This is a genomic window from Pseudomonas sp. D3-10 (assembly GCF_051132175.1).
Lineage (GTDB): Bacteria > Pseudomonadota > Gammaproteobacteria > Pseudomonadales > Pseudomonadaceae > Aquipseudomonas.
On the sequence record NZ_CP071668.1, the window covers coordinates 3,576,009 to 3,597,022 of the forward strand.

Annotated in this window: 18 protein-coding genes; 6 read left to right on the forward strand and 12 right to left on the reverse strand. The window is 61.0% G+C overall.

The genetic code is table 11. The features are described 5' to 3' along the window. Nucleotides 1-104: 104 nt before the first annotated feature. The 7 genes from J3P90_RS16015 to J3P90_RS16045 all read right to left on the reverse strand — a co-directional run bounded on the left by J3P90_RS16015 (nt 105) and on the right by J3P90_RS16045 (nt 4,309). Nucleotides 105-1,034: a ZIP family metal transporter gene (locus J3P90_RS16015; protein ID WP_420764531.1), complete on the reverse strand. Its 930-nt coding sequence runs from the start codon at nt 1,032-1,034 to the stop codon at nt 105-107. Between the two features lie 107 nt (nt 1,035-1,141). Further along, a complete protein-coding gene (locus tag J3P90_RS16020; protein WP_420764532.1) occupies nt 1,142-2,023 on the reverse strand; it encodes a manganese catalase family protein in 882 nt (293 codons plus the stop codon). Between the two features lie 266 nt (nt 2,024-2,289). Further along, nucleotides 2,290-2,667, reverse strand: a complete 378-nt coding sequence (locus J3P90_RS16025) for a general stress protein (protein ID WP_434564093.1) — start codon at nt 2,665-2,667, stop codon at nt 2,290-2,292. 47 nt (nt 2,668-2,714) lie between these two features. Continuing rightward, complete coding sequence (locus J3P90_RS16030) at nt 2,715-3,002, reverse strand: hypothetical protein (RefSeq protein WP_434675031.1); 288 nt, start codon at nt 3,000-3,002, stop codon at nt 2,715-2,717. A gap of 176 nt (nt 3,003-3,178) precedes the next feature. Continuing rightward, entirely contained in the window at nt 3,179-3,427 is a 249-nt protein-coding gene (locus J3P90_RS16035; RefSeq protein ID WP_420764533.1) for a metallothionein, read from the reverse strand. A gap of 24 nt (nt 3,428-3,451) precedes the next feature. Continuing rightward, the gene (locus J3P90_RS16040) at nt 3,452-3,721 is read right to left on the reverse strand and encodes a hypothetical protein (protein ID WP_420764534.1); all 270 of its coding nucleotides are present in this window, start codon (nt 3,719-3,721) and stop codon (nt 3,452-3,454) included. A 78-nt stretch (nt 3,722-3,799) separates the two neighbouring features. Further along, on the reverse strand, nt 3,800-4,309 hold the full coding sequence (locus J3P90_RS16045; protein ID WP_434675032.1) for a ferritin-like domain-containing protein: 510 nt from the start codon (nt 4,307-4,309) through the stop codon (nt 3,800-3,802). 178 nt (nt 4,310-4,487) lie between these two features. Between J3P90_RS16045 and J3P90_RS16050 the strand changes: the two genes are divergently transcribed. Beyond that, the gene (locus tag J3P90_RS16050) at nt 4,488-5,315 is read left to right on the forward strand and encodes an NAD-dependent protein deacetylase (protein WP_420764536.1); all 828 of its coding nucleotides are present in this window, start codon (nt 4,488-4,490) and stop codon (nt 5,313-5,315) included. On the opposite strand, the gene J3P90_RS16055 is transcribed toward J3P90_RS16050, so the two are convergent. After that, nucleotides 5,295-6,206 (reverse strand): LysR family transcriptional regulator, encoded by a 912-nt coding sequence (locus J3P90_RS16055; RefSeq protein ID WP_420764537.1) that lies wholly within the window; start codon nt 6,204-6,206, stop codon nt 5,295-5,297. The two genes, J3P90_RS16050 and J3P90_RS16055, sit on opposite strands and share 21 nt — an antisense overlap. A 168-nt stretch (nt 6,207-6,374) precedes the next feature. On the opposite strand from J3P90_RS16055, the gene J3P90_RS16060 reads away from it, so the two are divergent. Genes J3P90_RS16060 through J3P90_RS16070 form a run of 3 tightly spaced genes read left to right on the forward strand, consistent with a single transcriptional unit; the run spans nt 6,375 to nt 8,967 of the window. Then, on the forward strand, nt 6,375-7,073 hold the full coding sequence (locus J3P90_RS16060; protein WP_420764538.1) for a CoA transferase subunit A: 699 nt from the start codon (nt 6,375-6,377) through the stop codon (nt 7,071-7,073). Between the two features lie 35 nt (nt 7,074-7,108). Beyond that, entirely contained in the window at nt 7,109-7,774 is a 666-nt protein-coding gene (locus J3P90_RS16065) for a CoA transferase subunit B (protein WP_003180355.1), read from the forward strand. Nucleotides 7,775-7,785: 11 nt separating this feature from the next. Further along, entirely contained in the window at nt 7,786-8,967 is a 1,182-nt protein-coding gene (locus J3P90_RS16070; protein ID WP_420764539.1) for an acetyl-CoA C-acetyltransferase, read from the forward strand. A 248-nt stretch (nt 8,968-9,215) separates the two neighbouring features. Here J3P90_RS16070 and J3P90_RS16075 read toward each other — a convergent pair whose 3' ends face one another. Further along, on the reverse strand, nt 9,216-9,929 hold the full coding sequence (locus J3P90_RS16075; protein WP_420764540.1) for a FadR/GntR family transcriptional regulator: 714 nt from the start codon (nt 9,927-9,929) through the stop codon (nt 9,216-9,218). Between the two features lie 338 nt (nt 9,930-10,267). Here J3P90_RS16075 and J3P90_RS16080 point away from each other — a divergent pair, with 338 nt between their 5' ends. After that, nucleotides 10,268-11,614 carry an MFS transporter gene (locus J3P90_RS16080; RefSeq protein ID WP_434563460.1) on the forward strand — a complete coding sequence of 449 codons (1,347 nt, stop codon included), beginning with the start codon at nt 10,268-10,270 and terminating at the stop codon, nt 11,612-11,614. A gap of 30 nt (nt 11,615-11,644) precedes the next feature. Continuing rightward, on the forward strand, nt 11,645-12,988 hold the full coding sequence (gene gudD / locus J3P90_RS16085; protein ID WP_420764542.1) for a glucarate dehydratase: 1,344 nt from the start codon (nt 11,645-11,647) through the stop codon (nt 12,986-12,988). A gap of 77 nt (nt 12,989-13,065) precedes the next feature. Here the strand turns inward: gudD and glgB are convergent, their stop codons facing one another. The 3 genes from glgB to J3P90_RS16100 form a co-directional block, all read right to left on the reverse strand. Beyond that, the gene (gene glgB / locus J3P90_RS16090; protein ID WP_434563456.1) at nt 13,066-15,300 is read right to left on the reverse strand and encodes a 1,4-alpha-glucan branching protein GlgB; all 2,235 of its coding nucleotides are present in this window, start codon (nt 15,298-15,300) and stop codon (nt 13,066-13,068) included. Nucleotides 15,301-15,311: 11 nt separating this feature from the next. After that, complete coding sequence (treS, locus tag J3P90_RS16095) at nt 15,312-18,656, reverse strand: maltose alpha-D-glucosyltransferase (RefSeq protein ID WP_434650633.1); 3,345 nt, start codon at nt 18,654-18,656, stop codon at nt 15,312-15,314. Between the two features lie 173 nt (nt 18,657-18,829). Then, nucleotides 18,830-20,827, reverse strand: a complete 1,998-nt coding sequence (locus J3P90_RS16100; protein ID WP_434675033.1) for an alpha-1,4-glucan--maltose-1-phosphate maltosyltransferase — start codon at nt 20,825-20,827, stop codon at nt 18,830-18,832. Nucleotides 20,828-21,014: the final 187 nt, after the last annotated feature.

Sequence of the window (21,014 nt, forward strand, 5' to 3'; positions counted from 1 at the left end):
CGACGCCGTTGGGTTGGGTTTCGTTAAAAAAAAAGGCATTGGTGCGTACACCAATGCCCGATCCAACCCTGGTCCAACAGACCAACCGACGCTCCTATCCAGCCTCAACCCAGCGCGGTATCCAGAAACATCATGACCGCGAACCCCATCATCAGCCCGAGGGTCGCTGGCGTTTCGTGGCCGTTGCGGTGGGTTTCGGGAATCACTTCATGGGACACCACAAAGATCATCGCACCCGCCGCCAGCCCCAGGCTTATGGGGTACGCCACGGCCACGCCAGAAGACATGCCCAGGCCGATCACCGCGCCCAGCGGCTCCATCAACCCTGAGCCGACCGCAATCAGTGCGGCGCGCAACGTGCTGATCCCGGTCACCCGCAGCGCCATGGCGATGGCGAGGCCTTCGGGAATGTCCTGGATCGCAATGGCGGTGGTCAAGGGCAAGCCGACCTTGAGGTCGCCGTTGGCGAAGCTCACGCCTATGGCCATGCCCTCAGGCAAGTTGTGCAAGGTGATCGCCAGGACAAACAACCAGACCCGGTTGATGCGCTTGGCCTCGGGGCCACGCCGGCCACTCAGCTCATGCTCATGGGGGACGAAACGGTCAAGGCCGACCATCAGCAAAACCCCCAGCCCAAGGCCGATCACGACCACAAGGGCGGCAAGCAATTGGTTGCCACATATGATTTGCGCCGCTTCAATGCCGGGCAGGATCAACGAAAAGGAGCTCGCCGCAAGCATCATGCCGGCCGCGAAACCCAACATGATGTCCTGGGTGCGCGATGAAATATCGCGCAGCACCACCGCCATCAGCGCCCCCAGGGCGGTGGCGGCGAAGCCGGAGGTTCCGCCCAGCGCTGCATAGCCCAGGTTCTGGCGGTCGGCGCCCACCAGCGCGTTATAGCCGCTATACAGCAACAGCACCGCGACCAGCGCCAATCCAAGCCAGAAGGTCACCCCCAGCAGCAGATTGTTTTGCACAGGATCAAGCCAGGTACGCCAGGGCGATCGAATCCGGGAGGTGGGCTGGTCCATCTAATGTCCTTGTCGATTAGCCGCGCGAAGCCCGCCCGTCCCCCATGATGGCGGGACGGGCGGGCGATATGTTCAGGCGAGAGGGCCCAAGCCCCCTCGCCGGTTTATTACAGTTTGTCACCTTGCATCCCCGAACCCAAGTCGGCGCCTGTCGTAGGATCGCTTTCAGGGTTGGACATCGTCCGCGCCTTCATGTCCATCAGCAGAGCTTCGTCTTTCTCACTCAACTGCACAGTGGCCATGCCATCTCCGCCATCGACCGCTGGCGTTGGGTTCTCGACGAATTCCCAATCGTCGCCCTGATTCCAAGGACCGCGCACCGAGGGTTCGCCCTGGGACATATTGAAGTACACATTGGTGAACTCCGGCATGCCAGGCAATTTCCCTTGTGGGAAGTTGGGCTGGATGGAATGGAGGGCTTTTTCGAAGGACAGCTGGTGGGCGATTTCACGGGTCATCAGGAAGCCCAGGGCTTCTTTTACACCCGGGTCATCAGTGACATTCATCAGCCGCTCATAAACGATTTTCGCCCGGGCTTCGGCGGCGATGTTCGAACGCATGTCCGCCGTGGGCTCACCGATGGTGTCGATGTAGGCCGCGGTCCAAGGCACACCGGCCGAGTTGGTCAGCGGCGAGCCTGCGCCATACAGCACGCTGGTGATGTGGGAATCGTTGCCGGCGCCGTTGATCTCGCGATACAGCTGGCCCTCTTGTTCGACACCTTCGGCCATCTTGCCCTTGGCGCCCTTGTTCAACATCACGATGATCGAGCCGATCACCTCCAGGTGGCTGAGCTCCTCGGTGGCGATGTCCATCAGCAGGTCCTTGCGGCCTGGATCATCTTCGGACAGGGCCTGGGTGAAATAACGGGACGCTGCGGCCAGTTCGCCTTGGGCGCCACCAAACTGTTCGAGCAACAGGTTAGCGAGTCCTGGATTGGGCTCGGCGACGCGCACGGTATATTGCAATCGTTTGTTATGAATGAACATGATTGAACTCCTCGGTCAGGACACAGTTCATGGGAAACCCTGCCGACGACAGGCCCATGAAAGTCAGAAGAAGTTAAACAGATAAAATTTATTTTTTATTCACGACATAAGACGAACGGTCACTGTGGTTATACAAAAACCAACCCGCCTTGAATAATGAATAATTAAGCGAAGCCGGGCATGACATGCCCGACTGTAAACACACTTTAATAAGCGGCTGGTACAGGCCTCATGCCAGCGACATGAGGCCCGTAGACCACGGGGCATTACGATTTACGACCGCCACCGTGGCTGTTTTCACCGCCTTTCTTGCCAGCTTCGGAGGCTTTTTCCCGATCATTTGCAAAGTTGCCGCCAGACGCCTGGCCACCTTTCTTGCCGGCTTCCGATGCCCGTTCAGGGTCATTGGCAAAATTGCCACCCGAGGCTTGTCCACCTTTGCGGCCCGCCTCTGCGGCACGTTCCGGATCGTTGGCAAAATTGCCACCCGACATGTGGCCACCCTTACGACCGGCCTCGGCTGCGCGTTCCGGATCGTTGGCGAAGTTGCCACCCGATGCTTGGCCGCCTTTCTTGCCGGCTTCCGATGCCTTTTCACGATCGTTAGCGAAATTGCCAGGGTTGTTATTACCTGTATTTGCCATTTCATTCACCTCGTTAGTTGCTATTTGCGAACCCCGTTGGCTCGTACTTATTCGGAAAACATGCCGCATCCAAGGTTTGAAGAAAGTGCTTCAAACGGCGACGAACGGTCAATGCTTAATTTATATACCGCTGCGCTTGGAATGAATTGAAATTCGCTATCACCCAAGCGGCGATCAATTAATGCCATCAAGATGCTCAACTTTATAGGAGCCACCTGCTCGCAAATGCGATGTCCCGGTCGATATGAATATCGAACTTTGAACTGCTTCGCGAACAGGTTCGCTCTCACAATGGCTTTACGCTGAACATCTAAATACAGTGCGTGTCTTTCCACGCTGTCCGCCAAGGGCCGAGTGGCGCCGGCACCCCATTGCACCGGTCTCGTCACCCTGGCCTCGCGCCGTTCCAGGAAGCCAAAACTCGCGGGCTGCCGGTGTTGTCTTGCACCACCGCACTGACCGGCTTGCGGTGTCCGGGTACCCTGTCGCCGATACCCGGATAAAGCGTTATTCAGGGCGAGATCGGGTCGCTGGCCGGGAACGTCTCTTCCAGCGCTTCATCCAGTTGATCGTTGGTAATGTCCCGTTCGCCAACTTTGCCACTGCGTTCGCAATGGCAATCCTGCGCCGGGCACGGCTCGCCGTTGGGGTGTTGTTCCGCGCAGGCCTGGCTGCAATAAGCCTCGCCGTCGTGATTGAACACCCGCTCGGGATCGACGTCGCAGTGACAGCCGGGGCAGCCACATTTCAATTCACTCATGCTCCTCCTCCTGCATTCGCGCTATCAGGATCCCACCAGCAACTGCACCTCAAGGTTCGCTGCCGCAACGCCATGCTTGGCGACATACACTTCATCAACCCAACCTTTGGTCAGGTTGCGATAAGTCTGGGTGCCCACGGCCGTGCCGCTGTCCCATTCAATGATGTCGCCGATGTCAACGTCGTTGGCGGGGCCCAGTTCGAGCACCGTGTGGCCATCCTCTTGCGCCACGTAGACGCCGACCCTGGCGCTTTGTCGATTGATGGCTCTTACCTCTCCGGTGGTCTGCTTCATACCTGTCCTCTATCGTTTTGACGGCAGGTTGTGACGTGGCCGGAGCAACCGGCCGCGCCTTTCATGCAAGCTCCAACCTCAGCGCTTGGCTTCGGTATGCGGGTTGGCCGAACGCTCCAGGAATGCCTGGGTGATTTCCGGCAAATGCTCGCGCAGCCAATCGGCCATCGCGATTTCCTGGGGCAGGATCTGCTCGCAAGCCCTTTGGGTTTCCACGTCGCCGGCCACTTTCGCCGCTTCGATCAGCACCGTGTAGGAAGCAATCTCGAGGTTTTCGAAAACGTAGCCACTCATGGCACCCTTGACCACTTCGTCACTCATCGCCATGCCGCCCATGGCCTGACCGAACGCCATCAGCTTGCCGGCCATGTCCTTGAGCATCGAGGGGCTGCCGCCCAGGCGTTGGATGCACCCTTCGACCAACTTCTGCTGCCCGAGCGTCTCTTCGATGTGCTGTTCGATTCGGGCCTTGAGCACCGGATAATGTTCCAGGCGCTCGGCCTGGGCCTTGAGCATTTTCTCCGCTTGCTGTTCCATGGCGTGAGCATCGTTGAGCCAATCCAGCAGGTTCTCTTTAGGGGTTGCCATTGCGTTCTCCTTATTCAGTGTCATTGGCGCACTGCAGTGCGAAAGCTCTGAAATACCGCACATAGGGTGGATGTCCGCCGCGCCGGGAAAGTTTGAAGAAACAGCATCGGAGGGCGACGAAAGGCGTACCGCGGACCCGATGCTAACCTCTACGATTCAAGGCCAGCGGAGCACAGCAATGCCCGACGATCTTCACCGTGAACCCATCGAACAACTACAGGAATACCTGTCCGGGCGCCGTTTCCTGGTGCTGACGGGCGCGGGAATCAGCACCCCTTCCGGCATCCCCGACTACCGTGACAGCGACGGCGTTCGTCGGGGCCGGCAACCGATGATGTACCAGGAGTTTCTCGCCAAACCCGAGGCGCGAAGACGCTACTGGGCGCGGGCCATGCTGGGCTGGCCACGCCTGCGCCAAGCGCGCCCGAACCTGGCCCACGAGGCCCTTGCAGCGTTGCAGGCGGCGGAGCGCATCAGCGCGCTGATCACACAGAATGTCGACGCCCTGCACGACCGGGCCGGAAGCCGCCAGGTCATCGAGCTGCACGGCAGCTTGCATCGAGTGCTGTGCCTCGATTGCGGCCAGCGCAGCGAGCGGCAGCACATCCAGGCCTTGATGGAAACCGAGAATCCCTACCTGACCGGTGTCGACGCAGTGCAGGCGCCCGATGGCGACACGCTGCTGGACCCGGCGTTCGAGGCACGCTTCCAGGTTCCGCGTTGCCCCCATTGCGCGGGTGAACGCCTGAAACCGGATGTGGTTTTTTTCGGTGAAAACGTCGCCGCGCCCACCGCCGCTCGCGCCATGGAAGCCGTTGAACAAGCGGATGGATTGTTGGTGGTGGGGTCGTCATTGATGGCCTATTCGGCGTTTCGCCTGTGCCGGGCAATCAAGGACCAGGGCAAGCCGCTGCTGGCGATCAACCGGGGCAAGACCCGGGCCGATGAGTTGCTGGATTTGAAGGTTGAAATGCCGTGTGAGCAGCTATTGCCGCTGCTGACCTGAAGCTCGCTCCCACAGGTCCTGATCCTTGAACGTATCGAACAATGCCTGGGCCGCCGCCGACAGCTCGTAGCCCGGCTTGGTCAGGACGCCGATTGCTCGTTCTATGACTGGCTCGCCAAGGGTGATGCAGCGGGCGCCCAGCTCGTGCATCTGGCCGACGCACAGGGCCGGCACGGCGCTCACGCCCAGGCCGCTGGCAACCATCCGCCCGACCGTCGCCAGTTGGTGGCTCTCGAATTCCACGGGCAGTTTCATGCCTCGGGATTGCAGATGCTCCTCCAGCATCACCCGCACGGTAGAGGGCCGTTGCAAGGTGATGAACGGCTGTTCCAATAAAGTCTCCCACTGGAGTTCGTCGCGCTGGGCCAATGGCGAATCCAGCGGCACCACCGCGACGAAACGGTCCAGGTACAACGGCGTGAACACCAGCGACGAACCCTGCATCGGCTCGAACGCCACCCCCAGCTCCACGTGGCGATCGCGGACCATTTCCAGCACCTGTTCATTGATCACGTCGTTGACCGTGACGTTGACATTTGGGAACCGCGCGCGGAAGGTCTTGAGGATCGGCGGCAGCAGGTTGCCGGCGAAGGATGGCATCGCGGCCAAGGTCACACGGCCACGCTGCAAGGTGAAACGCTGGCGCATTTCGTCTTCGGCGTTATCCCAATCGGCCACCAGCCGGCGGGCCAGTGGCAGCAGTGATTCGCCTTCGGGGGTCAACGCGACGTTACGCGTATTGCGACTGAACAGACGGCCACCGAGGCCCTCTTCCAGCGCCTTGATCGTCAGGCTCAGGGCCGATTGAGAGAGGTGCAACCGCTCGCAAGCCACGGCGAAGCTCAGGCTTTGGGCGACGGCAAGGAAAGCGCGGATTTGCTTGAGGGTCATAGTCGCTAACGCTCCCAGCGGCGAGTGGTCAGTTTCGAGCTGCAAGCTTATGCCAGCCTTTATTGAGTTTTATCAATCAATGCAACGTAAAAATCAACTTAACAAATATATGACTTGGCGCAACACTGCATTCCATTGCGACCCCATTCAAGAATAAAAGAGGTGTCTATGGCAGGTTTCGACAAACGCGTGAGCTCTTACGAAGAGGCGCTGGACGGCTTGAAGGACGGCATGACCGTCATCGCCGGCGGCTTCGGTCTATGCGGCATTCCAGAGAACCTGATCGCCGAGATCAAGCGCAAGGGCACCCGCGACCTTACCGTGGTTTCCAACAACTGCGGCGTTGACGGTTTCGGCCTCGGCGTCCTGCTGGTGGACCGGCAGATTCGCAAGGTGGTGGCTTCCTACGTGGGCGAAAACGCCCTGTTCGAACAGCAATTGCTGAGCGGCGAAATCGAAGTCGTGCTCACCCCCCAAGGCACCCTCGCCGAAAAAATGCGTGCGGGCGGCGCAGGCATCCCGGCGTTCTTCACCGCCACCGGCGTCGGCACCCCCGTGGCCGAAGGTAAGGAAGTACGCGAGTTCCACGGTCGCCAGTACCTGATGGAAGAATCCATCACTGGCGACTTCGCCATCGTCAAAGGTTGGAAAGCCGACCATTTCGGCAATGTGATCTATCGCCACACCGCCCAGAACTTCAATCCCCTGGCCGCCACGGCGGGCAAGATCACCGTGGTGGAAGTCGAAGAAATCGTCGAGCCCGGCGAGCTGGACCCGGCACAGATCCATACCCCCGGCATCTACGTCGACCGGGTCATCTGCGGCACGTTTGAAAAGCGCATCGAACAGCGCACCGTGCGTAAGTGATCCCCTGCCCCCGGCCCGAATGAAGGAATGACACCATGGCACTTTCCCGCGAACAAATGGCTCAGCGCGTCGCCCGCGAAATGCAAGACGGCTATTACGTAAACCTCGGTATCGGCATCCCGACCTTGGTCGCCAACTACATCCCCGAAGGCATGGAAGTCATGTTGCAATCGGAAAATGGCCTGCTCGGCATGGGCGCGTTTCCCACCGAAGCAGAAGTCGACGCTGACATGATCAACGCCGGCAAACAAACCGTCACCGCGCGCATCGGCGCGTCGATCTTTTCGTCCGCCGAATCGTTCGCGATGATTCGCGGCGGCCACATCGACCTGACCGTGCTCGGCGCGTTCGAGGTGGACGTCGAAGGCAATATCGCCTCATGGATGATCCCCGGCAAGCTGGTCAAGGGCATGGGCGGCGCAATGGACCTGGTGGCCGGTGCCGAGAACATCATCGTCACCATGACCCACGCGTCCAAGGACGGTGAGTCGAAATTGCTGCCTCGCTGCAGCCTGCCGCTGACCGGCGCCGGGTGCATCAAGCGCGTGCTCACCGACCTGGCCTACCTGGAAATCCAGGACGGCGCCTTTATTCTCAAGGAACGCGCCCCGGGCGTCAGCGTCGAGGAAATCGTCGCCAAGACCGCCGGCAAACTGATCGTGCCGGACCACGTCCCTGAAATGCAGTTCGCTGCCCAGTGAGGAGAGATTCGATGCAAGAAGTCGTGATTGTCGCCGCTACCCGTACCGCCATCGGCAGTTTCCAGGGTTCGCTCGCTTCCATTCCCGCGCCGGAGCTCGGTGCCGCAGTGATTCGTCGGCTGCTGGAACAGACCGGTCTGGCTGGCGAACAGGTCGATGAAGTGATCCTCGGCCAAGTGCTGACCGCAGGCTCCGGGCAGAACCCGGCGCGCCAGGCGTCGATCCTCGCCGGCCTGCCCCACGCCGTGCCGGCGCTGACCTTGAACAAGGTTTGCGGCTCAGGCCTCAAAGCGCTGCACCTGGGCGCCCAGGCGATTCGCTGCGGCGATGCCGACGTGATCATCGCTGGCGGCATGGAAAACATGAGCCTGGCCCCCTATGTGTTGCCAGCCGCCCGCACCGGCTTGCGCATGGGCCACGCGAAAATGATCGACAGCATGATCACCGACGGTTTGTGGGACGCGTTCAACGATTACCACATGGGCATCACCGCCGAGAACCTGGTGGACAAGTACAGCATCAGCCGCGAGGCGCAAGATGCCTTCGCCGCCGCGTCCCAGCAGAAAGCCGTCGCCGCCATCGAAGGCGGCCGCTTCGCCGATGAGATCACGCCGATTCTGATTCCCCAGCGCAAGGGCGATCCGGTGGCCTTTGCCGTCGACGAACAACCGCGCGCCGGCACCACCGCCGAATCCCTGGGCAAGCTCAAGCCGGCGTTCAAGAAAGACGGCAGCGTCACGGCGGGCAATGCGTCCTCGCTGAACGATGGCGCCGCCGCCGTGATCCTGATGAGCGCAGAAAAAGCCAAGGCGCTGGGTTTGCCGGTGCTGGCAAAGATCAGTGCCTACGCCAACGCCGGCGTCGACCCGGCGATCATGGGCATCGGCCCGGTCTCGGCCACTCGCCGTTGCCTGGACAAGGCCGGCTGGTCGCTTGACCAACTGGACCTGATCGAGGCCAACGAAGCCTTCGCCGCCCAGTCCTTGGCCGTCGCAAAGGAGCTGGAATGGGACATGGACAAGGTCAACGTCAACGGCGGCGCCATCGCATTGGGCCATCCAATCGGGGCTTCGGGCTGCCGAGTGCTGGTGACGCTGCTGCATGAAATGATCAAGCGCGACGCCAAGAAAGGCCTCGCGACACTCTGCATCGGCGGCGGCCAAGGCGTTGCCCTCGCGCTGGAACGGGCGTAACCGACAACAGGCACAACGGTGGCCGCGCGGACCCACGACATTCGCGCAGTCACCGGCACCACCACCGGCGCGACCTTGGTTGCGCCGGTTTTTTTATGCCTTGAGTTTGGGTTGTCCAATCTGGCCCCATCGCGAGCAAGCTCGTTCCCACAAGGGTGCTTTGGTATCCGCAGACGCACTGTTCACCCCAAATCCCCTGTGGGAGCGAGCTTGCTCGCGATGGCGGTGGGTCACGTGACGATGATCCGTCAGCCCCCCGCACCCAACCGGTCACGGCTGTTGGTCAGGTGCAGCCACATGGCCGCGCGGGCGGCGTCGGGGTCCTGGCGCTTGATGGCGTTGTAAATCGCTTCGTGCTCCAGGTTGGCAAATTGCGCAAGCCTGCCCAGGTCCGCCTGGCCACGTTCGGCCATGTTCACCCGCGTACGGGGAATCATCGCACTGCCCAAGTGCTGCATGATTTCGACAAAACAGGTGTTGTCCGTGGCTTCGGCGATCAACAGGTGGAAACGCCGGTCAGCCTCGACGCAGCTGTCATTGCTGCTGAGCAACCGCTGATAGTCATCCAAGGCCTCGCGCATCTGCTGCAACTGCCGTTCGCTGCGACGCTGGGCAGCCAACGCCGCGGCCTGGGTCTCAAGCCCCAAGCGCAATTCCAGGATTCCCCGAACGCCCGCCGCGGTATCGACGTTGAGCCTCAGCCCTTGCTCTCCCGTTTGTTCCAGCACGAAAGTGCCTATGCCGTGGCGTGTCTCCACCAGCCCCGAGGCCTGCAACTTGGAAATCGCCTCGCGCACCACCGTGCGGCTGACGCCATGCTCTTGCACGATGGCGCCCTCGGACGGCAACTTCTGCCCCGGCTTCAACTGCCCAAGCAAAATGCTCTGGCTCAACTTCGCCACCAAGTCATGGGCCAGGTTGTGGGCGCGCTTGCGCAGGGGCGCTTCAATGTCTTGCTGCATGTGCCAGGGTTCCTTGAAGACAGGCGTGTCGATCCTATCACTGGCAGGGTTGGATTTGTGCATCGGCGAGGCTTTTACTTGTATGACAACAGGCAGGATAGCCCTTTAAAACCGCATAAAGGGGGATGTATTCGACACCCGTTTCAAAACCGTTCAGATAGGGTAGAAGCGCCTTTAGTGGCTTACAAACCCACAAATACGGCATAAAAACCCTTCCCACCCAATCCAATCGTGCTCAAAAACTGCTTGTCAGACAAAAAAACCCACTTGTATGATGTCTATCAACATCGGCACCCGCACGATGCCCCGCATAAAAATAAAGAGTGGGAGAAAAATCAGTGAATACCTCCAGCCTCAGGGCGAATGCCGGCGCGGATCCGGTGCTGCAATCGGCTATATCCAAGGTCAAGCGCCACATCTTGCCGCTGTTCGTCATCATGTTCATCGTCAACTACATCGACCGGGTGAACATCGGCTTCGTCCGCTCCCATATGGAGCATGACCTGGGCATCGGTGCAGCCGCCTACGGTTTTGGCGCCGGCCTGTTTTTCATCGGCTACGCGCTGTTCGAAGTCCCTTCCAACATCTTGTTGCAACGCATCGGCGCCCGAATCTGGCTGACGCGCATCATGCTTACCTGGGGCCTGGTGGCGGCAGGCATGGCCTTCATTCAGAACGAAACCCACTTCTACATCCTGCGTTTCCTGCTGGGCGTGGCCGAGGCTGGCTTCTTCCCTGGCGTGATTTACTACTTCACCCGTTGGTTGCCCGGAGTCGAACGCGGCAAAGCCATCGCCATCTTTCTCAGCGGCTCGGCGATCGCTTCGCTGATTTCCGGCCCATTGTCAGGATTGCTCCTGCAGATCAACGGCCTGGGCATGCACGGTTGGCAGTGGATGTACTTTATCGAAGGGATGTTTTCCGTCGGCCTGTGCTTCTTCGTCTGGTTCTGGCTCGACTCCAAGCCCCACGACGCCAAGTGGCTGGACCGTGCTGAACAGGACGCGCTGGTCAAGGCCATCGATGATGAACAGGCAGCCCGTGAAGCCGCGACGCCGATCAAGCTGTCCATCGGGCAACTGCTCAAGGATCGCCAGATCATTCTGTTCTGCGTGATTTATTTCTTCATTCAATTGACGATCTATGCCGCCACCTTCTGGCTGCCGAGCATCATCAAGAAGATGGGCGAGCTCAGCGACGTTCAGGTCGGGCTGTTCAATTCGATTCCCTGGTTGCTGTCGATTGTCGGCATGTACGCCTTCGCCTCGCTGTCGGCCAAATGGAAGTTCCAACAGGCCTGGGTCGCTGCGGCCCTGCTGATCGCCGCGGCGGGGATGTTCATGTCCACCACCGGCGGGCCCATCTTCGCCTTCGTCGCGATCTGCTTCGCGGCCCTGGGTTTCAAATCGGCGTCTTCGCTGTTCTGGCCGATTCCCCAGGCCTACCTGGACGCACGCATTGCCGCCGGCGTGATCGCGTTGATCAACTCGGTGGGCAACCTCGGCGGCTTCGTCGCGCCGACCACCTTCGGCCTGCTGGAACAGCACACCGGCTCGATCCAGGGCGGTCTGTATGGCCTCGCCGCCACGTCGATCATTGCCGCGATCATCGTATTCGCCGCACGCAACACACCCAAGCAGAAATCCGCCACGACCTCTACCGACCCGGTTACCAGCCACGCCTGACCACAACAATAATTCAAGGATACGTACACGATGACTACGCCAGACACCAGCAAAGCCCCGATCATCACCAGCATGCAGGTCGTGCCCGTGGCCGGCCACGACGGCATGCTACTGAACCTCAGCGGCGCCCATGGCCCGTTCTTCACCCGCAACATCGTCATCCTCAAGGACAATGCCGGGCACACCGGCGTGGGCGAGGTGCCCGGTGGCGAACGCATTCGCCAGACGTTGGAAGATGCGCGCTCGCTGGTAGTCGGCAGCCCCATCGGCACCTACCAGAAAATCCTCAACAGCGTGCGCCAGGCCTTTGCCGACCGCGACGCCGGTGGCCGTGGCCTGCAAACGTTCGACTTGCGCATCACCATCCACGCCGTCACTGGCCTGGAAGCCGCATTGCTGGATCTGCTCGGCCAGCATCTGGATGTCCCGGTCGCGGCCCTCCTCGGCGAAGGCCAGCAGCGCGACGAAGTGAAGATGCTTGGCTATCTGTTCTATGTCGGTGATCGGCAACAGACCGACCTGCCCTACCGCAGCGAACCGGACGCCGATAACGACTGGTTCCGCGTGCGTCACGAGAAAGCCCTCGATGCCGAAGCGGTGGTGCGCCTGGCCGAAGCGGCCCATGCGCACTACGGTTTCCAGGACTTCAAACTCAAGGGCGGCGTGCTCAAGGGCGACGAGGAAATCGAAGCCGTGACCGCATTGGCCGAGCGTTTTCCCCAGGCGCGCATCACCTTGGACCCGAACGGCGCCTGGTCACTCAAGGAAGCGATCCGCTTGTGCCGTGATCAGCACAAGGTGCTGGCGTACGCCGAGGACCCTTGCGGAGCGGAGAATGGCTATTCGGGCCGCGAGGTGATGGCCGAGTTCCGTCGGGCCACCGGCCTCAAGACCGCCACCAACATGATTGCCACCGACTGGCGCGAGATGGGCCACGCCATTACCTTGCAATCGGTGGACATCCCCCTCGCCGACCCGCACTTCTGGACCATGCAGGGTTCCGTACGGGTCGCGCAGATGTGCAATGAGTGGGGCCTGACCTGGGGCTCACATTCCAATAACCACTTCGATATTTCCCTGGCAATGTTCACCCACGTGGCAGCCGCCGCACCGGGCGACATCACTGCCATCGACACCCACTGGATCTGGCAGGACGGCCAACGCCTGACCAAGGCGCCTTTGCAGATCAAGGGGGGTTGCGTGCAGGTGCCGAAAAAACCTGGGCTGGGGATCGAACTGGACATGGACCAGTTGGCCAAGGCTCACGAGCTGTACAAAGGCATGGGGCTTGGGGCGCGGGACGATTCGGTGGCGATGCAGTACCTGATCCCGGGCTGGACGTTCAACAACAAGCAGCCGTGCCTGGTTCGCTGAGACGCTAAGAACTTTTAGCTCGGCACCGTAATGTGGGAGCGAGCTTGCTCGCTCCCACATTCGATCTGAATCCGGGGCTAACCCTCCGGCCGCAGGATCAGCACCGCCAGCGGCGGCAGGTTCAGTTCCAGCGAAAGCGCCTGGCCATGGCTGGGGATTGCCTCGGTCGAGGCACCGCCGCCGTTGCCATAGTTGGAACCGGCGTAGGTGTCGGCATCGCTATTGAGCAACTCCACCCAACGACCACCAAACGGCACGCCCACCCGATACGCCTCGCGCGGCACCGGTGTGAAGTTGGCGACCACCAGCACTGGCCGACCGTCCTTGCTCCAGCGCAACCAAGCATAGACGCTGTTGAGCGCATCGTCGCCGATCAGCCACTGGAAGCCCTGGGGTGCGTCGTCCTGATCGTGCAGCGCCGGCTCTTCGCGATAGAGTCGATTCAGATCGCTGACCAGCCTTTGCACGCCGCGGTGCTCCGGGTACTGCAACAGGTACCAATCCAGTTGCTGGTCATGATTCCATTCGCGCCATTGGCCGAACTCGCAACCCATGAACAGCAGCTTCTTGCCGGGATGGCCCCACATGAAACTCAGATAAGCCCGCAGGTTGGCGAATTTCTGCCAGCGGTCACCGGGCATCTTGTCGATCAGCGAACGCTTGCCATGGACCACTTCGTCGTGGGAAATCGGCAGAACGAAACGCTCGGACCAGGCGTACACCAGGCCAAAACTCAACTCGTTGTGATGATGGGCGCGGTACACCGGATCCTGCTGGATGTAATGCAGCGAATCGTGCATCCAACCCATGTTCCACTTGTAGGCGAAACCCAAACCGCCCTGCTGCGTGCTCTGGCTGACGCCAGGCCAGGCGGTGGACTCTTCGGCGATGACCAGCGCACCAGGCGTTTCCAGGGCGATCACGTCGTTGAGATGCCGCAGGAAATCGATGGCTTCCAGGTTCTCCCGTCCGCCATGGCGGTTAGGCACCCATTCGCCGGCCTTGCGCGAATAGTCGCGATACAACATCGAGGCCACGGCGTCCACCCGCAGGCCGTCGACGTGGAAATGCTTGAGCCAATGCAACGCCGACGCCAGCATGAAGCCGTGGACTTCGGTGCGGCCCAGGTTGTAGATGAGCGTGTCCCAATCCTGATGGAAGCCTTCCAGCGGGTTGCCGTACTCGTACAGCGCCGTGCCGTCGAACTGGGCCAGGCCATGGGTATCGGTGGGAAAGTGCGCCGGGACCCAGTCCAGGATTACGCCAATGTCAGCCTTGTGGCAGGCGTTGACGAACGCGGCGAAATCATCGGGCGAACCAAAACGCGCCGTGGGGGCAAACTGCGAAAGGGGTTGATAGCCCCACGAACCACCGAACGGGTGCTCCATGATGGGCATCAGCTCGATATGGGTGAAGCCCAGGTCCTTGACGTAAGGGATCAACCGCTCAGCCAGCTCATGCCAGTTGTACTGCCGGGACACCTCCCCCGCCTCGTCGATCTCGCACTGCCAGGAACCGGCGTGCAACTCATAGATCGAAAGCGGCGCGCCCGGTAGTTGGCGTTCACGACGGCTCTGCATCCACTCGTCGTCGTGCCATTCGATCTTCAGGGGCGGGGCGACCTTGGACGCCGTATCAGGCGGCATCTGCGTGGCCAGGGCCACCGGGTCGGCCTTGAGCGGCAGGATGCCGTGGGCACCGAGGATTTCATATTTGTAGCCTTCGCCGGGACCCAGCCTCGGGATGAAGATTTCCCACACGCCAGACGGGTAACGAATGCGCATCGGGTGCCGGCGCCCGTCCCAGACGTTGAAATCCCCCACCACCGAGACCCGGCGCGCATTCGGCGCCCAGACGGCGAAGCGCACGCCATCGACGCCATCCACCGTTTTCAGTTGAGCACCGAGGCAGGCACTGAGGTCGCGGTGATTGCCCTCGGCAAACAGGTAGAGATCCATTTCCCCCAGCAGCGGTCCGAAGCTGTACGGGTCCTCGGCAACCTGCTCTCCACCGGCCCAACGGGTGCGCAGCAGGTACGGTTGGGCGCGGTCGAAATGGCCGACGAACAGGCCCGGGGTTTCGGTGATCTGCAACTCGCCCAGCTCTTCGCCGCCGTCACGGGCGAGCACATGCACACTCAACGCGCCGGGCAGATAGGCCCGGATGAATTGCCCTCCGGCGCCATCGCCATGAGGACCCAGGATCGAAAACGGGTCGTGGTGTTCGGCGCGCACCAGCGCGTCGATGTCGTGGGGGGCCGGCAGCAAAGACTCTTTGGCCTGCCCCTGTGATTCCTTGTTCGAGACGCTCATGATTCTCTCCACTAAATCGGTCCGGCTAAATCGGAAAAGGGTTCAAGCCCACTCAATAACCCGTACAGGCCGTGCAGCGGCACGGGCAGCCAGGCAGGGCGATTCTCGGCTTCATAAGCCACTTCATAGGCCGCCTTCTCCAGGCCGAACAACGCCAATGCGGCGTCCTCGCCTTCAGCATCCTTCCACTCATGGGCAAGACTAGCTGCCGCCAGCCGATATGCCTGGACAAATGCCTGGCGAGCCTCGGTCAGATAACGGTCGGCGACTCGCTTGCGCGCCGCATCGGCATCGGCCGTGCTGTCGACGGTGTGCAACTGGACCGCCATCGCCGCCGCGTAATCGAACGAGCGCAACACACCGCTGACGTCCTTGTACGGGCTGTGCTTGCCACGTCGTTCATGCAACGGCCGCGCCGGCTCCCCTTCGAAGTCGATCAGGTAGGCATCGCCCTTGATCACCAGCACCTGCCCCAAGTGCAGGTCGCCATGCACGCGGATGCGCAAGCCGCCAGCGGCCTTGCCGGCCAGCTCCTGGACGTGGGCCAGCACGGTTTTGCTGTGTTCCAGCAAGCGTGCGACCATCGCCTGGTCCGCTGGGTTCAATTGGTCCTGGTTCTGTTTGAGCAGACGCAAGGCATTTTCCACCTGAGCGGCCACGTCCTTGCCGATGGCCTGGGCCTCCTTGGCGCTGGTAGGCTGGGGCGCGAAGTCCGGATTGTCGGTGGGCTGGGCGAGCACCTGGTGCATCTCCCCGAGGCGCTGGCCGAGCATGCCGGCGAAATCCTTCAGTTCGCCCAAGGCGTTGTAATGCTGTTCCTGCTCCGACACGGCGTCGGCCAATTCGTCGCGCAACGCGCGTTCGAGATTGTTCTGGGTCCATTCCCATGCATCGCCCTGGTTGCTCAGGTAACCCTGGGCGATCATCAGCAAGGCATCTTCACCCTGGGCATCGCGGCGAATCACCGAACCCAGCAGCGGCGAAATATTGCTGAAGCCTGCCGCGGTCAGGTAAGCGCTCATCTCCAGTTCCGGGTGAACGCCGGACGCGACCTTGCGAATCAATTTGAGCACCAGGCTGCCACCTACCACCACCGAACTGTTGGACTGCTCGGCGGACAGGTAGCGTACCTCCGGCTCGGCGCCCAGGTTCAGCGCCGCCAGACCTTCGGTGGGTTCGAAGCGCAATTCACCGTCAGCGCACGGCAGCACCGAACCGGCCTGAATGCCCTGGAGCACCGCGCGAATGAAGTTTTCCAGGGTGAACGCATCGGTGATCAAGCCGACCTGGCGACCCCGACGAACCCGCGACAAGGCCAGTTGCTGGGGCAGCGCCGGGCCGACGTGCTCTTCGGCGAGGAGGCCAAATGGAAGTTGATAACGCAAGGTCTGGCCGGCGCTGGTGACGTCGATTTCGCTCAACAGCACAGGGTGTTGCGGATCGCCGAAGCGCACGCCATAAACGATGTCGACGTTCTCGATGGCGCTGTCCTTGCCGGCGAACCAGCGGCGCTTTTGCAGCCAGCTTGGCAGGATGCTCTGCTCCAACGTGGCGCGCGATGGCGCCTCGAGCAATTCTTCCAGGCGTTTTTTCAGCACCAGCGTGGTGAAATCCGGCAGGCTCTGGACCGGCTCCACATGCCAGCTCGGCATCTGGTTTTCCGCCGCCAGGGCGAACCAATAGAAACCGTACGGCGCCAGGGTCAGCAGGAAATTCAACTGGCCAATGGGCGGGAATGCATTGCCACCAAGCATTTCCACCGGGACCATGCCCGCATAGGCCGACAGATCCAGCTCGGCAGCCTGGGCACTGCGCGATACGTTGGCCACGCAAAGGATGATTTCGTGCTTGCCGTCCGGGCCGGTGTACTCACGGGTATACGCCAGGATCCGCCGGTTGCTCGGCGACAGCATTTTCAACGTGCCCCGGCCAAAGGCCTTGGATTGCTTGCGCACTGCGAGCATGCGACGGGTCCAGTTGAGCAGCGAATGAGGGTCGCCGGACTGGGTCTCGACGTTCACCGACAGATAGCCGTATTGCGGGTCCATGATCGGCGGCAACACCAGGCTCGCCGGGTCGGCGCGGGAGAAGCCGCCATTGCGGTCGATGGACCACTGCATCGGCGTGCGCACGCCATCGCGGTCGCCCAGGTAGATGTTGTCGCCCATGCCGATCTCATCGCCGTAATACAAGGTCGGCGTGCCAGGCATCGACAGCAACAGGCTGTTGAGCAACTCCACGCGGCGGCGGTCGCGCTCCATCAGGGGAGCCAGACGTCGACGAATGCCGAGGTTGATCCGCGCGCGACGGTCGGCGGCGTAGTAATTCCATAGGTAGTCGCGCTCCTTGTCGGTGACCATCTCCAGGGTCAGCTCATCATGGTTGCGCAGGAAAATCGCCCACTGGCAGTTGGCCGGAATCTCCGGCGTCTGGCGCAGGATGTCGGTGATGGGAAAGCGATCTTCCTGGGCCAACGCCATGTACATGCGCGGCATCAAAGGGAAGTGGAACGCCATGTGGCACTCGTCGCCATTGAGGCCTTGGGCATCGACGTCGCCAAAATAGAGCTGGGTGTCTTCCGGCCATTGGTTGGCCTCGGCGAGCAACATGCGGTCAGGGTAATTGGCGTCGATCTCGGCACGAATCAGCTTGAGGACGTCGTGGGTCTCGGGCAGGTTCTCGTTGTTGGTGCCGTCGCGCTCGATCAGGTAGGGGATCGCGTCCAGACGCAGGCCATCGATGCCCATGTCGAGCCAGTAGCGCATCACCGAGAGCACTGCCTTGATGACTTGCGGATTGTCGAAGTTGAGGTCCGGCTGGTGCGAGTAGAAACGGTGCCAGAAGTACTGGCCGGCGACCGGGTCCCAGGTCCAGTTGGACTTCTCGGTGTCGAGAAAGATGATCCGCGTGCCGTCATATTTGTGATCGTCATCGGACCAGACGTAGAAATCCCGCGCCTTGGAGCCTTTCTTGGCCTTGCGTGCCCGCTGGAACCAGGGGTGCTGATCGGAGGTGTGGTTGATGACCAGCTCGGTGATCACCCGCAAGTTGCGCTTGTGGGCTTCGGCAATGAAGCGCCGCGCGTCGGCCATGGTGCCATAGTCCGGGCTGACCCCCCGGTACTCGGCGATGTCGTAGCCGTCGTCGCGCCGGGGCGAAGGATAGAACGGCAGCAGCCAGATGGTGTTGACGCCCAGGTCGGCGATGTAATCGAGCTTCTCGATCAGACCGGGAAAATCACCGATTCCGTCATTGTTGGAGTCGAAATAGGATTTGACGTGAACCTGATAAATGACCGCGTCCTTGTACCAGAGCGGGTCGTTGATGAAGGTGGCAGACCGGGGTTTCTTGGCCATTTGCAACTCCTGCTGATTCTATAAAGCCGTTGAGCTGGCTGGCGAGACGTACGTGGCGAGGGAGCTTGCTCCCGCTTGAGTGCGAAGCGCTCATCGCTTTTAGAGGGCCGCTGCGCGACCCAGCGGGAGCAAGCTCCCTCGCCACCAAAGCACTTCATCCGCTCACTTTTGTTTTATGCCACGCTGATCCGCCAGATCCCGAACGGCTGGTAAGCCGGGTCGATGCGCATGAACTGGTACTTGCCATACCAAGTCCAGCGGTGGCCGTTCATCAAGTCCTCGCCCTGGGTCTGGGCGTCGTCCGGCAGGCCCATCTCCCATAACGGCAATTCGAAATTCGCTTCCTGGACGTTATGCGGATCGAGGCTCACCGCCACCAGGATGAAATTGCTGCCGTCCGGTGTGCGCTTGCCGAAGTACAGGATGTTGTCATTCCAGGCGTTGTAGATTTTCAGGCCAAGGTGCGTGTGCAACGCCGGGTTCTGGCGACGGATACGGTTGAGCTGGGCGATTTCGGCGATGATGTTGCCCGGCACGGTGAAATCCCTCGGGCGGATTTCGTATTTCTCCGAATCGAGGTACTCCTCCTTGCCTGGCACCGGCGCCGATTCGCACAGTTCAAAGCCCGAATACATGCCCCACAGGCCCGACCCCATGGTCGCCAGCGCCGCACGAATCAGGAAACCCGCGCGTCCCGAGTGGTGGAGGAACGCTGGGTTGATGTCCGGTGTGTTGACGAAGAAATTCGGCCGGTAGCATTCGCGCCAAGGCGACTCATTGAGCTCGGTGAAATACGCCGCCAGCTCGGCCTTGGTGTTACGCCAGGTGAAGTAGGTGTAGCTCTGGGAATAACCGACCTTGCCCAGTCGCGCCATCATCGCTGGAGTGGTGAACGCTTCCGCGAGGAAAATCACCTCTGGGTGCTGCGCACGAACGTCGGCGATCAGCCATTGCCAGAACGGCAATGGCTTGGTGTGAGGATTGTCGACACGGAATATCTTCACGCCTTCGTTGACCCAGCCGACGACGATATCCCGCAGTTCCAGCCACAGGCTGGGGATTGCATCGGCGGCGTAGAAATCGACGTTGACGATGTCCTGGTATTTCTTCGGCGGGTTCTCCGCGTATTTGATCGTGCCGTCCGGCCGCCAGCTGAACCAGCCCGGATGCTGCTGCAGCCAGGGGTGGTCCTGGGAACACTGGATGGCGAAATCGAGGGCGATCTCCAGGCCATGGTCGGCGGCCGCGGCCACCAGGCGCCGGAAATCTTCGCGGGTGCCCAGCTGAGGATGGATCGCCTCATGGCCGCCCTCCTCGCTGCCGATGGCATATGGGCTGCCTGGATCGTCCGGACCGGCGGTCAGGGAATTGTTCGGCCCTTTGCGGAAACTGCGGCCGATCGGATGGATCGGCGGAAAGTACAGCACGTCGAAGCCCATGTCCTGGATCACCGCCAGGCGCGAATGCACGTCGTTGAACGTGCCGTGACGCTTGGGATCATCGGTGATCGAACGGGGGAACAGTTCGTACCAACTGGCGAATTCGGCCAGTTGGCGCTCCACGTCCAGTGGATATTCGGGACTGATGCTCAGGTAAGGCCGGTGATCGGCCAGGGACATCAAGTCGGCACTGCGTGGCGCGAGAAACAACGCCACTTGCTCTTCAGGCAGCAGGCCCGAAAGCTCGTGGTGCAACGCGGCCAGCTGTTCGCTCAATTCGCCGTCGCTACGCTCGGCGGCTTGTTGCACGTGGTTGCGCCCCTCCTGCAGCTCCAGGCTGATGGGCACACCGGCGGCGTATTTTTTTTCCAATTCATAGCGGAAGCTGGCGAACTGGTCGAACCAGGCTTCGATACAGAACACGTAGCGTCCGACGGCCGGTACCGTGAACTGGCCACGCCAGCCATTATTACCCAGCTCGGCCATGACCTCGCTGTTCCAGATGTCATCTTCCAAGGCACGCCAACGGATTCGCACGGCCAATTTATCGTGTCCATCGGCGAACACCTTGCTGGTCACCGTCACGTCCTGTCCGGCGAGGGCCTTGGCGGCAAATTGCCCGCCGTCAATCACTGGCGTGGTGTCTTCAATCGCAATACGCGGCAACAACAAGGCCTGGGACAACGGCAGATGCGGGTTGTATTCCAGGTCGGTCGGCTGTTCGGCAGTCATCGAGCATCGCTCCTTTTACGCCCCATGGACGCGTTTGTGGCGGTAAAGGCCCAACGGGTCCTGATTAACTCACTTAAGCTCCGAACCGGACCGGCAGCCAAAAGTTCAGCGGGATTTGCTGGCCGGCAGCGGGGAATCAAACCCGTCCAACGGTGGTCAACCAGACAAGCACGACTCAAGCCACTTG